Raw genomic sequence first — 14,057 nt, 5'->3', positions numbered from 1 at the left:
AAAACAAATCATAAGAGGAAGTAGGGATAGGGGGGAGGGTGTCACTTTTTTTATTGATTTTCTGTTTTAATTATTCGAATTTCTTTTTTTAATGTCACTTTTTACTTGACTAAAAAGTAACCAAAAAGTCAAGGCTGTAAACCTCTCTACTAAAAATGTTTTCATTTCGCTAAAGATTTTAAAAACCCTACGGGCTAAAACCTTTTTACGTTGCATTCAATCATTTTCTTAACGTGTGAGTTTTAATGCCGTTTTCTTAATTCTTTTTCAATATTCAAATTCGCTTTTAATAAGGAATTTAAAATCCGACGATTTAGAATCGAAATGTAATTCAACTCTAAATTATTAGAATATAAAAGTTGGAGTGTTTGAGTGAAACGAGTTGCCAACTTTATGGAAATAATTTAGTTAGTTGAATCATTGAGAGTCTACTGTCGGCATCTTTTTTTGTTTCGTTTTTTGGATGAGCAAAAAATGAAAGTAAGAATTTAAAATGGTCACTGAGGTACTCTAAGTGCAGAATCTTTCCATTACTTCTTTTCTAAATCAAATTCACTTTTAACAATGAATAAATAAAGCAATTAGCGAGTAGTCGTTATTGACCGACTTGGAAGCACAGACTTGATGTTTTGTAATCACATACTCTGTTAGCACAGACTTTGCATTAAGGTAAAAGTTTAAAAATGTACCTAAGCTCCAGTGGAGCTTCTCCTCTTAATCTCAAATTTTTAATTTCAAATGTTTTTTCATCAAGGTTCCCCGTAGGCCATATGAATTCATTTGAAAACAATAATAACTCATGAATAAAAAATGAATGAAATATAGTTTTGAAAAACGAGAATAATCTTTCTATCACTTTTTTATGAGCAAAAAAGTAATCAAAAAACTCTTGGCTGTAAACCTCACGACTAAAAATGTTCTCATTCCACTAAAGATTTTAAAAACCCTACGGGCTAAAATCTTTTTTACGTTGCATTCAACCATTTTCTTAACGCGTGAGTTTTAATGCCGTTTTCTTAATTCTTTTTCAAATACATAATACATAATACATAATACATAATACATAATACATTTCCACTATGGCAATAAAAAAATACCAAGAATAAAATTCTATTTCTAAAACCTTATTCTCGGTAATGACTAAACAAACAGTAGATAGAACTGAGATTATATGCTTGTTATAACACCTCGTGTTTCCCTAAATAGGAACTGGTACTAGCTTGTGTTCTTTTTTCTGTGTTGAGGTAAATCCACACATCAACTTCTTTGTTTTGGTAGGGAGTAGGTAAATTAACGCTTGCTACAAGGGTATCACGTGTCGCAATTTCTTCGGAGATGTAGAAACTATTCAGTTCCTCACAATAGCAAACCACGTTTACAAGATCCGTTTCTTTCGCATTCCCTTGCCCTGAGTTGTCTTCCCAACTAAAACTAAATGTACCAGCAGTTGTAGCATCAATCTCTGGAAGCTGAAAATCTAACAATTCGCCTTTGGTAATGAGAACACGTGCAACGATGATAACAGGTAAGTCTAGCACCATTTCTACAGCATTGGTTAGGGTATAAGACGTAGCATTGTTAAAACGTGATTGTTTACCTGCTTTATTCCCAAAATACCTGTTTTGGATAGAACGCAATGGTTGTAAAAAATCAATAGTTTTCCTAAACTTTACCCGTTGGATTAATTGCTCCTCTGTAGGTGCTTTTTTTGATGCTTTTGGTAGACTTCGGATAATATCCTTTCCACGCCAGTTGACACCAATCACTGTTCCTACTTTTCCTGAGAATCCGCCAAGGATTCCTTTTTTAATTTCGGCCATAATCTTAATTTTTTATGTTATGTAGCAGCAAGTTAGTGGAATAATGCATTGGTTTTAAAGTTTGCAAGATACCATGTCTAGTATAGACCATTAATGACCGCTATTGTCCATTTTTGTCCGGTATGGAGGAGAGATGAAAAAAGACAGAAAACACAACTTTCCTTTATTAGAACGGGTTTGAAGCAAAAATGATAAAACTAGAAATAGGGTTTGTTCGAGTGTTGTTCGAGTGTCCTTCGACAACGGTTCGGAAAAAGGGGTGTTTTGTCGAACAACGGTCGAACAAGTGTCGAAGGATTGTCGAACAAAATAGGGGTGAAGTGAAGGAAAAATAAATAGGTTTTTATTTGAAACGGAAGTTTATATCTTTCAAGTACATTTATTTATTTAAATACTTTTTCATAATACTCAATACATTTTTGAGAGATTGTTCAGTAATTAAAATGGTTGACTTTTCTATCATTCTAGTTGTAAAATCATCACAACAAGCAATAATTCTAAATCCATCTTTTGTTTCAATAAACTTTGGACTTTCATTGTGATCAGAACATTTTTCTAATTCAATAATATCTTTAATAAATTCGTAGTTAATTTTATCCATGGTAGAGAGCTTTTATAAAATTATTTAATTTATTATTTTTTATCTTTTAAGTTAATCCCATTATAATTTTAAAAATTGTGAGATATTATAAATTTTAACTTTACTTGATTCGAATAAAATTATACAGTTCATCATAAAAAAACATCAACTCATCATTTTATTTTTGAACATTATAAAGATCGCTAATATTTTTGAATCAAAATAATTAACATATAATTAAATCACAATGAAAAAATTTGTAAATATCATTAAGTTTATATTCATATCAATTTTAAGCATTTTTATACTTGTATTTATTTACTTTTTTATAAGTAATAAATTGTTTTTAGAATCAAAAAATGAGAGTAATTTGTCATATTTAGCTCAAAATAAAACTGACGTTACAAATTCAATTGATGAAAAACTATTTGATAATGATTTTTATAAATCAAAGGTTTTTCTGCTAGGCGAAATTCATGGATATGCAGATAATCAAAAATTAGATAAAGAGCTACTTTTTTTCTTAAATAGAAAGTTAGGTGTGAGATATTACATAGCAGAAATGGATAGCATAACAGCAAAAAAAATAAATATTTTTTTGGAGGATAGTTTGAAAGATATGGAAATATTAAAAGAAGTAGTATTAGCAATAAAGAAAAGAATACCACAACAGTCTAGTCAAGAATTATTTGATAAATGGAGTGAAATATATGACTATAATCAAAAAATAGCAGATTCATTAAAAATAAAAGTAATTGGGATTGACAAAAATTTTGACGATAACTCAAAAGAGTCCAGAGATTTAGCAATGGCAAATAATTTTAAGAATACAATCAAAAAATTGAAACTTGAAAATGAAAAATTTTATGGTCTTTTTGGTTATTATCACGTTTTGCAAAATGCAACTGAAAATGGGAGAGGAACATTCGCTTCTGAATTAAAAAAATCAAATATTAAAACAACAAGTTTTGTTAGTTATACTATAGATAGTGAAATGTATATGCCAAAAAATCCTCAGTTTCTTACTCCAGAAAATGAAAAAATAGATTGGATAAATGCAGATGGTCCTTTACAATTGGTAAAAGGAATAAATGATCTAAAAGAATTAAGCAAGCCAAATACAATAACACTTTTTAAGTTAAATTCACAAAATTCGCCTTACAACAATTCGAAGTATTTAATCAATGTAAAATCTAGAATTTTTGGAGAAAATATAGTTCCTCAAAATGGTAGATTTACAACAGATTATTTTCAATATGTGTTTGTATTGAGAAATTCGCAGGCACTTACAAAAATGAAATAGAAACAAATTTTTAAAAAATGTTAGATACAAGATCATGACAAATAACGTTTATATTTGACTTTCGTTTTTTTGATACTCTCTCCAAATCATTTTTCATTTTACAATATTTTAATTTGCATTAAGGTTTCTCCAAAGGTCACATGAACTATTTAAAAAAACAACTAAAAGTTTATAATACATTTTATAATTCTAGCACAGCATGTAGCATGTAAATAAACAATTGGTATTTTGAATAAAAAAAGGCTGAATTCCTTAGTAGGATCAGCCTTGTATGATGTATTGAATAATATTTTAGTTTAAAAACATTTAGATGTTTACGTTACTATATTATTATTAAAGTTCAATTACATTCTTCTAACGTTAGTAGCCATAAGGCCTTTTTGCCCTTGCTCTACTGTAAAAATATGTATATTCATCCTAGAGCAAATTTCTATAAAATGGACACACCCAATTGATAATTTAAGGTTAATTTTAAATCAACTCTTAATTATATTTGAAAAAAGGTTCAACTGTAATACAGTCAAATCCATTTGAAATATCATAATATAAAATTCTGAATAGCTTTTAAGCGTAATTTTTTACATTTTGAATATAATTTCTCACATCGTTTATAAAATTTGTAGATAAAAAAGAACCTTGTATACATTCTTTTTTATTTATCTCATTACACAATACAATTTCTTTTAATTCATGATTCAAATTAAAAACCGCTTCTATTGCTAATAAGTTAAGTTCTACAGTATAATTAGCATCATCTATTTGAGTTTTATTTATAGCTTTACTTAAATCAAATTGAGATTTTTGATATTTATTAATATAATATATTAAATTATCTAATTCATCATTAATTCTTCCAGTTGTCATAATTATTTTTTTAAAAGGTACACTATTATAATTAAACTTTCTATTTTATGTCTAATTATAACATAAATGGAAACATATTTTAATAAATTCAAAAAAGTAGAGAAGGACATTAATCTCATTCTATACTTTCTCACTTCAAATAATCATCATAAATGAAGGATTTTATAATTCGAAAAGTTTAATTAGACTCTTTTCAAAAAGCTTTTCTTTATCTTCAATTAACAATCTTATTTGGCTTAAGTTTTATTTTAAAAACAATTAAAGTATTTTATTTAACAAAATAGGAGATAAGTGAAAGAAAATAAATAGGTTTTTATTTGAAACAGTAGTTGAGAATATAAAAAAACATCTATCCTAAATTTTAGGATAGATGTTTTGCAAAAACAAATTAAGATTTGGCGTAATACAATTTGAATAATAGTAGAATTATTATAAACCAAAACATTAAAAAGAGTGGATAATATAACAAGAATGAACTATCGATATAACTCATAATAAATGTTATGATTCCTACAATGGAATAATAATAGAGTCCTAATATAGCTCCTGAAATTCCTAAATGATCGGTATGATTTATTAAAGCATTACTCAAGCATACTGGTAGCATACAAGACAAACCAAAAAAGATGATAAATATGGAAATTAATAAGAAACTTATGACTAAGGTAGAATAAGATAAAAGGAATGAAATTGAAATCATATACAGAATAATCCCTAATAAGAAGATTAAATTGCCAGTGAAAAGGATTTGCTGATTTGTTTTCCTTATGCTCATCTTTTTGCAATATTTAGCACCAAAAAAACTAGCTAAAGCAACAATGCAACCTAAACAGCCATATTGAATCATGCTAAATTTAAAATACTCCATAAAAATAAATGGAGCTTCACCATAGTAACTAAAAATAATTCCATTTAGAATACCTATCAATCCTCCATAAATCCAAAAAACTTTATCATTTACAATCTTTTTTGTGATTTGTCTAAAACTTAGTTTAAGCTTCTTATCTTGTTGTAATGTCTCTTTTAAACAACAAGATGACCAAAATAATGCAACTGTTCCCAATAAAATCAACAAAACAAATACCATATACACATCCCATAACGAGGCTACAATACTTCCCAATAGTGGACCAATTGCGGGAGAAAAAGCTAAAACAGCTGATATAGTGCTGAAAACAGCTGTTCGCTCTTTGTTATTAAAAGTATCTCTTAAAATGGTTTGACTTACATTAGAACCAGCAGCAGCTCCTATGGCTTGAACAAAACGCGCAAATAGGAGAGCGTTAAAATTAGGAGATTGTAAGCAAAGATATGAACCAATGATATACAAGACTATTCCCGTTAGCATAGATGATTTTCTACCAATGATATCAGAGAGTATTCCCCAAAGTAAAACACCTATTGCAAAGCCTATAAAATAAATACTAAGTGTTTTTTGTATTTGATGATTAGATACTCCATAATCTGTTGCCAAAAATGTAAGAGAAGGAGTATAAATGGTTTCACTAATCTGTGGAAACCCAACTAAGAATATAATTAGCCAAATAAATGACTTATTTTGATTTTTCATTTTTATAAAAATTAGATAATATAAACCCTGTCGAATGCAATAAAAGCATCCGAATAATAAAAATTAGGCTCGAAATGTGAGCTTAAATAAGGGGTTTATCAACTAATTTTTAAATAGAAAAACATAATTCAATAAATGATTGAGGTTGCAAATATATGTTATTAAAAAGAATAAAAAAATTGTAAAAAGCTCTTATCAATACGAATAAGAGCTTTTAATTTATAATTTGATGCGTTCTAAAAATCGTCTTCAATAATTTCCTGCACAGTCCAATTTGTCCATCAATCAAACGAACTTTTATACCATGATGATGATAAGGCGCAGAAGTCAATAAATCTTTCACGATACCCTCAGTCAATTCGCCAGTTCGTTGATCCTTTTTCAATAAAAATTAAAATTTAGATTTTTTGATAACGGTTTTTTGTGTTTATGTGTAACCATAATTTATTGTGAGATGGTTGTTGTATGTTTAGAATAATATAACGAAAAAAGCTATATTTTGCTTCGTGAAAAAGAATGTTATATGCTATTTGAAAAATAGAAGCAACAATGAAAGACAAACTTAGAAAAGCTGTAGAAGACAAAGACAAACAAAAATTATTAAGTGTCTAAACTTTGACAATTTAAATAAGTTTGAAAGCAATTGTTTCGAGTATCTTGAAAAAGCCTTATATATGGTTTATAGTATTAAAGTTAAAGATATAGCCAATGCTTCCAATTTATGTAGTTTAAAGTTTTAGATACATAAATTTAGAAAATAGGAGTGTAATATTTTTATGGTTTTACATAATTGAATTCAAATACCTACTTGCTCTCAAAATAGGACGATAAACTCATAATACGTTCGTTATTTGCCGGGTTAATATATTTCAGGAACATGTGTTCGCTACTATGTCCGGTGGCTTCCATTAATAGGGGGGTTGGAATTTTTCCGTAAAAATTGCTTGCAAAACTTCTTCTTCCGATATGACTGCTGAGCAGTTGCCATTTTTCCAGTATTAGTTCTTCTACACGATGTCCCATTCGTTTTTTTCCTTTCATTGTACAGTTTAACTCAGCCACTTTTGCAACCAACCTTATCTCTTTGTTGTATTGCTGAATATACATTGTTTTTGGGAAAGAATTTTGATTTCTTTTGAGGATGTTCATGACAATAGGATGCAGAGGTAGAATGATCTCTTTTTTTGTTTTTTGCTGAATAAATTTAATACAGGTCTTTTCGTTAATTGTGATTAATTTTTCTTGGTTAAATGTAATGAAATCAGAAAAACGTTGTCCGGTATAACAGCTGATTAGTAACCAGTCTTTTGCAGCTTGTAAATTGTTCGGAACCTTTGTTTTCTTAATTGTTGTGATTTCCTCTTCATTGAGTGTTGTCATAGTTTTCTGTTGCTTTTCGCGTCGAATTTCAATCTCTCTGATGTGGGTTCTGATGCCTCTTCTTTCTGCAAAATTTAAAATAGTCTTGACAAAATGAATGGTACGATATAAGGTATTATCGCTGTATTTTTCTTCTCTTCCGAATTTTATAAATTCAGTAATAAAATAACTGTTAATAGTATCGACGTAAAGTCTTTGAGTAGCATATCCTTCAAAACGTTCCAATAACCTTAAAAAAACCATATATCGTTTATAGGTAGAATGACAAATAATATCCTTTCTGAAAGAAATATAATTTTCCATAAATCGCAAAAGCGCATTCTCAGGCAATTGTTTTTCCTTGTTAATGCAAACTTCTTTTATTTCTTTTGAAAGTTCTCTTTTAAGTGGAATTTTATTAAGATCTCGTTTAAATAGAATATGTTCTGTAACCTGTAATTTAATTTTATCCAGTTTTCTATTTAATTTCTTGAATTTTTTCAAATAAATATTACAAGGACGTTGCTTTAGAGCATCCCACTGATCTGGAGTAATGCGAAGAGAAGTTCTAAAAGTGTACTTTTTATTTTGGGATTGATCAATTAATGAAAGATGGATGTTTTTAACATCTCCATTATCCGGCAAGAAAAAATTAAATGTCATTCAATCAGATTTAATAAATTAATAATGAACGAATTTAACAAAAAAAAGTAGTCCTTATTAGACTACTTTTATACAAAGTTATTCTTTTTCTTTAAAAAAGCAAATTATTGAAAAATAATATTTTAGGAGGATTTATTAATTTTCATAAATTATTATTCAACCTTTAATTGCTTGTTAAATGATTATTTAATTGTAAATCAAAATTATAGTTTATTGTATTGTATATCAGTGTAATGTATAAATAGTCTAATAAGGACTATTTATATAACTATGACTAAACAATTTAAAATTATGAAAAAACATTTAATCCTATTTTTTTGTTTAATAGTATCGAATTTACTCTTCTCGCAAGTGGGAATTAATACTGATGAACCCAATGTGAATACATTGTTGCATGTTTCAGAAAAAATTAGACCAACAGATGCAGATTTAGACAATAAATTAAAAGGAATTATCATTCCAAGGTTAACGGAATCGGAAAGAGATAAATTAACTTATGAAAATCCGTTAGTTAATCCTAAAGTACTTAAATTATTTGCGACCGATAACAGTTTGATGATTTACAATACAACTGAGAATTGTTATAATTACTGGAATTATTTGGAACAAGAATGGAAAAGTTTGTGCGGAAAACTCGGAAAAGCAGTGTTTACATTTGATTGTCCTGCAGATGTTGCTGTATCAGGAACTTATATTGAAGGAAAAGAGCTAACTACTTCTAATTATTTATCCATTAAAGTAAATGTGACTAAACCTGGTGAGTACACGATTTCTGCTTCAACAGATAACGGATATAGTTTCTATACAACAGGAACTTTTTTAAATGAAGGATCATATACTGTATTGATTGCAGGGCAAGGAAATCCAGTAAACGTTGGGTTTAACGATTTAGCAATAGAAGCTAATGGAACAGAGGTTTCTTGTACGCCGGTCAAACAAGTGGAAGTATTAACTGCTGCCGGAACTTATACAATTGGTTGTAAAGAGATTAAAGTAAATGGTGTATATAAATCAGGTGTGGCTTTAACAGCTAGTAATACGATAACTGTTCCAGTAAATGTTACAGCAGCCGGTAGTTGGAGTATGCATACAAATACAGTAGACGGTATCTCGTTCAGCGGATCAGGAACATTTAGCGGATCAGGAACACAATATGTTACATTAAATGGTAAAGGAACCCCAACTTCAACTGTTACAAAAAGATTAACGCTAACGCATAACAGTGAAGGATTAGAAAATTCTAGCTGTCAATTTGATGTAAGGGTTGTTATACCAAAGAAAAGAATACTAGGTATTGGTACAGGTACAACATATGGATATAATATTTCTAATACAAGACCATCAAGAACATTAATTACAACAGATACAAACTACGGAACTTTACCTACAAGCATTGTCCCTTATGAGGGTTGGGATGAAATTATTAATGGATCAAACTCTCCGTCAGCAGCCCAATTACAAAATTGGTTATTGGGGTCTAATCCGGTAGATATTGTTGTCATAGGCTATTCATATAATATGGCTCAAGCAGAAGCAGATGTTTTTTTAGAATATCTTATAAAAGGAGGTGTGATGATTGTTCATTCAGAAGGAGCTTCCGGAAATCAGATTTTGATGCGAACTATTTTTAACGACCCAACACTTAATCAATCGACTACCGGAGGAACTGGTGATGGAAGAACTTATTTATTACCTATTTTCAATGATCCTGTTATAAATGGACCTTTTGGTGATTTGAGAGGTAAATTGTGGGGAGATGATGCGACTGATGCAGTTTACTTCACCAATTTGCCTTCAGGAGATATTATTCAATATTCAAACGCAATGAATGCCAATAACAATACAGGAGCTGTAGCGAATTCGGTAACGGCATTCCGTCATAAAACATTCAATTTTGTTTGGGTCGGTGAAGGAGGATTTACATCACAATCGGGTAATTCAGGAGATATGAATAGTAGTACGATATGTCCTTTTACATTAGACGCAAATGGTTTTCCGGTTGTTAAAACATCCTATGCTAGACCTGTCTATAATTCTGTATTCTTTGCCAATACAATGGCATGGGCTTTAACCCAAGCCGAGTTTCACGGAATTAATACGAAATAAATAATTCGTGTATGAATTACAAAGAAATCCATATTGGTACATTAATTAAGCAATTAGTTGCAGAAAATGGGATAGAATTATTCCGTATTTGTAACTTTATGAAATGTACATTAGAGGAAGTGGAAGAAATGTATAACATGAAAAGCACAGATACTGAGGTTTTATTAAAGTGGAGTAAGCTTTTAGAGTACGATTTCTTTCGCCTTTATTCACAACATTTGATTTTATATGCTCCAGTAGCAAATAGTAATTATACGGATAGAGATAGAGATAACAGTTCTTCTTTACCTAGGTTTCGCAAAAATATTTACACCAAAGAAGTGATTGATTATATACTAAATAAAATAGAAACGGGAGAAATGAAAACTACAGAAGTAATCGAACGTTATCATATTCCCAAGACCACTTTATATAAATGGATTAGCAAGTATAGAAATTCAATAAAATAAACTATTACTAATTACTAATAAACCTATTCTATTAACCATTAGCTACTAATCATTTTTATAATGATTAGTAGCTTTTTAAAAATTAAAAGATGATAAAGAGAATAAATTATAAGACACTTTATATAGACATTTTAAATGATCTTTATCCTTCAAAAATTTCAGTATGTCAAGAAATTCTGGATAAAAAAGCTTTAACCGTTTTGGATATCTTAGAATTAAATAAATTGATTTTCGGAGATGAGTATAAAAAGAATATTCAAATAAATCAAAAATTCAAATCTTATTCAAGGCATGATATTTTATTGATATTGGATTATCAGAAAAAACATCAATTAAATAATTCTCAATTAGCAAATCATTTTAAATTGAGCAGGAATACTATAACAAAATGGAAAAAGATATTTTATTAATTAAGAATTTTTTAAATCATTTGTTACGTAAACAGTAAAACACCTAAATCATTACTTTCTACACTTTGACACTCGTCTCCAAATCATATGACATTTTATAATTTTTTTTTTTTCTCAGAATCTTTATAATTTAAAGGTTTTGAGAAATCTAAATTCTATTTTTTAGAATTCTATAATCACAAATCTACTTCGAAATTCTTCCATTACTACTATAGCCATTTCTTTAGAGCTAAACGGATTTTGTCCTGTGATTAGATTTTTATCTATTACCACATTTGAAGTCATTGGGATACATGCTTTTTTTAGATTAGCTTTTCGCAAATTAATTTCTGCTTCGAGATTAAAAGGAACTTCTCTTTTTCGTCTGGCAATAGTTTCTTCAAACCAATTAAAACCTGTTATGTTTTTCCCTTCAATTAGATAATTCCCGTTGGATAATTTTACATTGAGTAAACCGCTTACACCATGACAAATTGCTGCAACTTTTCTACCACTTTCATAGTGATGAGTAATGATGTTTTGTAAGGTTTCATTATTTGGAAAATCATACATTGTGGCGTGACAACCTGCCAAATACACCAAATCGAAAGTTTTATTTTTTACATTTTCTAAAGATGAAGAAGCATTTAATTCCTTTATAAAATCAGCATTTTCGTAATAGTCTTTTGAGATTTTATCTAAAACTAAAGGTTTCAAGCTTTCAGGATCTATAGGTACTTTACCACCATTTGGACTTGCGATAGTAATCTCCCAAGCATTTTCTTTTAGGGAATGATAGATATGTGTGAGTTCACTCAACCATAAACCTGTTTCCAATTTACCACTTGCATACATGCTGACGTTGGTAACGATTAATAGTGCTTTTTTCATTGTTCGACCTTGATTGATTTTTATAGATATAAATTTCGTGTCAAAAAATTTTTTTAAAGTAGCTTAATCCAAGAAATGAGTAGCAGAATCTCTGATAATAAGAGATTAAAGTACTGTTAATTGAAAGATGCCCTGTATTCCAAAGGCGATAAAGTGCTGAACTTTTTGAACAAACGATGAAACGATTGCGGATGCTCAAAGCCCAATTGATAAGCAATTTCTGATACCGAAAGATGGGTGGTTGATAGCAATTCTTTTGCTTTTTCTATCACTCGATTCTGGATATGTTGTTGTGTAGTTTGTCCCGTTTGTACACGTAACATATCACTTAAATAATTAGAACTTAAGTTAAGCTTTTCTGCAAAGAATTGAACGGATGGAATACCATTTTCTATCAAATCATTTTTAAAATAATCATCTAATAGATTTTCCAATTTTGATAGTAAATCGTTGTTATTCTTTTTTCTAGTCAAGAATTGACGATTATAGAAACGGTCGCAATATTTGAGTAATAAATCGATATTAGAAACCAATAAATCTTGTGTAAAAGCATCCATATTGGTATTGATTTCGCTCTGAACATTCTCAATAATATCAAAAATAGATTTCTCTTCTTTTTCGGACAAAAACAAAGCTTCGTTGCTTGTATAAGAAAAATAGCCGTAATCTTTGATTTTAGCTGCCAAAGGATAAGATTGTAAAAAATCGGGATGTACCACCATCACAAAACCACGAACGCTATTGAGTAACACATCTTCAAATTGCAACACTTGATGTGGAGCGATGAAATACATAATTCCTTCATCAAAATCAAAATAATTTTGTCCATATTTACATTTGCCACCTGCACAATCTTTTTTAAGAGCAATGACGTAAAAATCTGTAGTAATCGTGCTCAAAATGGTTTCTGTATCCAATTTTACATCATCAAAATTGAAAACGCTAATCAACGGATTTGAAGGACTTTTCAAACCTAAAAACTGATGCAATGCGGTAATGGAGGCAATTCTTACAGGCGTTTTCATATTTTTTTCTGCTAAACGAAACATGGTAAATTTACATTATTTAAATTAAATATTTTGTTGATTTTTAATCTGTTCAATTCCTTTTCTATAGCTAGTCGATTCAAATTCAGGAAAGCGATTTCTGAATTTGGAATCATCAAAAATGTTGTCGTGTTCATACCTCGGTAATAATTCCTGCAGTTCTTTTAGTTTATCATTGAATTTTGCACCAATCTTAAACACAAATTTTGGAACAGTAGTATATTTCAATTTTTTACCATAAACATCCGAAGCCAAATCGATAAGTTGACGATAGGTAAGATGGGATGGATCAACAGGTAAATGCCAAGTTTGGTTATAAGCATCAGGGGTATTGCCAATTAAAGCAGTCGCTCTACTGGCATCTGGCGTCCAAATAAGACTTCTTTTCTTATCCGCACAAAGAGGAACTTTTAGCCTTTTTACGTTTTTTATATTATCGAAAATAAGCGTGTTGGTGATGCTTTGTGTTTTCCTTGGTCCATAAAATTCGGGAGCACGACATATCACCGCTTCCAAGTCGCCAGATACCATTTCTTTCAGTACCATTTCAGCCATATCTCTGCGTACTTTTCCTTTTCTGCCAATAGGTTCAAAAGGCGTATTTTCAGTTTGTATGCGATCATCTTGTGGATACATATATGTGTTATCGAAAAATACCAGTTTAGTCCTGTTGATTTTACAAGCTTCAATAACATTACTCAAAATCAAAGGAAATTGTTTTTCCCATAAATCGGAACTTATCGGAAGTCCCAACGTGAAATAAGCAATTTCACTGCCTTTTATCGCTTCAATCGCTTTTTTTTTGATAGATAAGTCCGCAGAAAAAACTTCGTCTGTATCGTTTACTTTTTGGGCATCTCTGCTTACAATTCTAATATTTGAAGTATAATTTCTTTTTAGTTCTCTTGCCAATTCTTCTCCAATTTGGCCATTGGCTCCTAATATTGTTTGCATTGTCATGTTTTTTATTTTTATAATACAAATTTCAGTAACAATTTATACAAAATAGTAACCCTT

At 29.6% G+C, this 14,057-nt stretch carries 13 protein-coding genes; 4 read left to right on the top strand and 9 right to left on the bottom strand.

Annotated features, from left to right (window positions below):
* Positions 1 to 1,178 precede the first annotated feature (1,178 nt).
* Together B4A23_RS04635 and B4A23_RS04630 are read right to left on the bottom strand one after the other, a co-directional pair.
* Positions 1,179 to 1,820, bottom strand: coding sequence for a DUF6266 family protein (locus B4A23_RS04635; protein ID WP_291117433.1), 642 nt, complete (start codon positions 1,818 to 1,820; stop codon positions 1,179 to 1,181).
* A 379-nt stretch (positions 1,821 to 2,199) separates the two neighbouring features.
* Positions 2,200 to 2,421, bottom strand: a complete 222-nt coding sequence (locus B4A23_RS04630) for a hypothetical protein (protein WP_291069013.1) — start codon at positions 2,419 to 2,421, stop codon at positions 2,200 to 2,202.
* Positions 2,422 to 2,647: 226 nt separating this feature from the next.
* Between B4A23_RS04630 and B4A23_RS04625 the strand changes: the two genes are divergently transcribed.
* On the top strand, positions 2,648 to 3,703 hold the full coding sequence (locus tag B4A23_RS04625; RefSeq protein ID WP_291117430.1) for a hypothetical protein: 1,056 nt from the start codon (positions 2,648 to 2,650) through the stop codon (positions 3,701 to 3,703).
* Between the two features lie 564 nt (positions 3,704 to 4,267).
* On the opposite strand, the gene B4A23_RS04620 is transcribed toward B4A23_RS04625, so the two are convergent.
* From B4A23_RS04620 to B4A23_RS04605, 4 genes are all read right to left on the bottom strand, one after another.
* Positions 4,268 to 4,567 carry a hypothetical protein gene (locus B4A23_RS04620; protein WP_291117427.1) on the bottom strand — a complete coding sequence of 100 codons (300 nt, stop codon included), beginning with the start codon at positions 4,565 to 4,567 and terminating at the stop codon, positions 4,268 to 4,270.
* Positions 4,568 to 4,955: 388 nt separating this feature from the next.
* On the bottom strand, positions 4,956 to 6,137 hold the full coding sequence (locus B4A23_RS04615) for a multidrug effflux MFS transporter (RefSeq protein WP_291117425.1): 1,182 nt from the start codon (positions 6,135 to 6,137) through the stop codon (positions 4,956 to 4,958).
* 214 nt (positions 6,138 to 6,351) lie between these two features.
* A complete protein-coding gene (locus tag B4A23_RS04610; RefSeq protein WP_291117422.1) occupies positions 6,352 to 6,522 on the bottom strand; it encodes a YwbE family protein in 171 nt (56 codons plus the stop codon).
* Positions 6,523 to 6,941: 419 nt separating this feature from the next.
* Entirely contained in the window at positions 6,942 to 8,159 is a 1,218-nt protein-coding gene (locus tag B4A23_RS04605; protein WP_291117419.1) for a phage integrase SAM-like domain-containing protein, read from the bottom strand.
* 291 nt (positions 8,160 to 8,450) lie between these two features.
* On the opposite strand from B4A23_RS04605, the gene B4A23_RS04600 reads away from it, so the two are divergent.
* From B4A23_RS04600 to B4A23_RS04590, 3 genes are all read left to right on the top strand, one after another.
* A complete protein-coding gene (locus B4A23_RS04600) occupies positions 8,451 to 10,265 on the top strand; it encodes a hypothetical protein (RefSeq protein ID WP_291117416.1) in 1,815 nt (604 codons plus the stop codon).
* 11 nt (positions 10,266 to 10,276) lie between these two features.
* A complete protein-coding gene (locus tag B4A23_RS04595; RefSeq protein ID WP_291117413.1) occupies positions 10,277 to 10,714 on the top strand; it encodes a transposase in 438 nt (145 codons plus the stop codon).
* An 89-nt stretch (positions 10,715 to 10,803) separates the two neighbouring features.
* Entirely contained in the window at positions 10,804 to 11,124 is a 321-nt protein-coding gene (locus B4A23_RS04590; protein ID WP_291117411.1) for a helix-turn-helix domain-containing protein, read from the top strand.
* Between the two features lie 162 nt (positions 11,125 to 11,286).
* Here the strand turns inward: B4A23_RS04590 and B4A23_RS04585 are convergent, their stop codons facing one another.
* The 3 genes from B4A23_RS04585 to B4A23_RS04575 form a co-directional block, all read right to left on the bottom strand.
* Positions 11,287 to 11,994, bottom strand: a complete 708-nt coding sequence (locus tag B4A23_RS04585) for a type 1 glutamine amidotransferase domain-containing protein (protein WP_291117408.1) — start codon at positions 11,992 to 11,994, stop codon at positions 11,287 to 11,289.
* Between the two features lie 116 nt (positions 11,995 to 12,110).
* Positions 12,111 to 13,019, bottom strand: a complete 909-nt coding sequence (locus B4A23_RS04580) for a helix-turn-helix domain-containing protein (RefSeq protein ID WP_291117405.1) — start codon at positions 13,017 to 13,019, stop codon at positions 12,111 to 12,113.
* A gap of 45 nt (positions 13,020 to 13,064) precedes the next feature.
* A complete protein-coding gene (locus B4A23_RS04575; protein ID WP_291117402.1) occupies positions 13,065 to 13,994 on the bottom strand; it encodes an NAD-dependent epimerase/dehydratase family protein in 930 nt (309 codons plus the stop codon).
* Positions 13,995 to 14,057 lie beyond the last annotated feature (63 nt).

The organism is Empedobacter sp. UBA7248 (assembly GCF_002472945.1).
GTDB lineage: Bacteria > Bacteroidota > Bacteroidia > Flavobacteriales > Weeksellaceae > Empedobacter > Empedobacter falsenii_C.
This window is presented reverse-complemented; position numbering and strand designations above follow the sequence as displayed.

Coding starts and splice junctions, on each gene's coding strand:
- B4A23_RS04630 (WP_291069013.1), bottom strand. CDS start 2,421: ATGGATAAAATTAACTACGAATTTATTAAAGATATTATTGAATTAGAA.
- B4A23_RS04605 (WP_291117419.1), bottom strand. CDS start 8,159: ATGACATTTAATTTTTTCTTGCCGGATAATGGAGATGTTAAAAACATC.
- B4A23_RS04615 (WP_291117425.1), bottom strand. CDS start 6,137: ATGAAAAATCAAAATAAGTCATTTATTTGGCTAATTATATTCTTAGTT.
- B4A23_RS04620 (WP_291117427.1), bottom strand. CDS start 4,567: ATGACAACTGGAAGAATTAATGATGAATTAGATAATTTAATATATTAT.
- B4A23_RS04600 (WP_291117416.1), top strand. CDS start 8,451: ATGAAAAAACATTTAATCCTATTTTTTTGTTTAATAGTATCGAATTTA.
- B4A23_RS04625 (WP_291117430.1), top strand. CDS start 2,648: ATGAAAAAATTTGTAAATATCATTAAGTTTATATTCATATCAATTTTA.
- B4A23_RS04635 (WP_291117433.1), bottom strand. CDS start 1,820: ATGGCCGAAATTAAAAAAGGAATCCTTGGCGGATTCTCAGGAAAAGTA.
- B4A23_RS04585 (WP_291117408.1), bottom strand. CDS start 11,994: ATGAAAAAAGCACTATTAATCGTTACCAACGTCAGCATGTATGCAAGT.
- B4A23_RS04575 (WP_291117402.1), bottom strand. CDS start 13,994: ATGCAAACAATATTAGGAGCCAATGGCCAAATTGGAGAAGAATTGGCA.
- B4A23_RS04595 (WP_291117413.1), top strand. CDS start 10,277: ATGAATTACAAAGAAATCCATATTGGTACATTAATTAAGCAATTAGTT.
- B4A23_RS04590 (WP_291117411.1), top strand. CDS start 10,804: ATGATAAAGAGAATAAATTATAAGACACTTTATATAGACATTTTAAAT.
- B4A23_RS04580 (WP_291117405.1), bottom strand. CDS start 13,019: ATGAAAACGCCTGTAAGAATTGCCTCCATTACCGCATTGCATCAGTTT.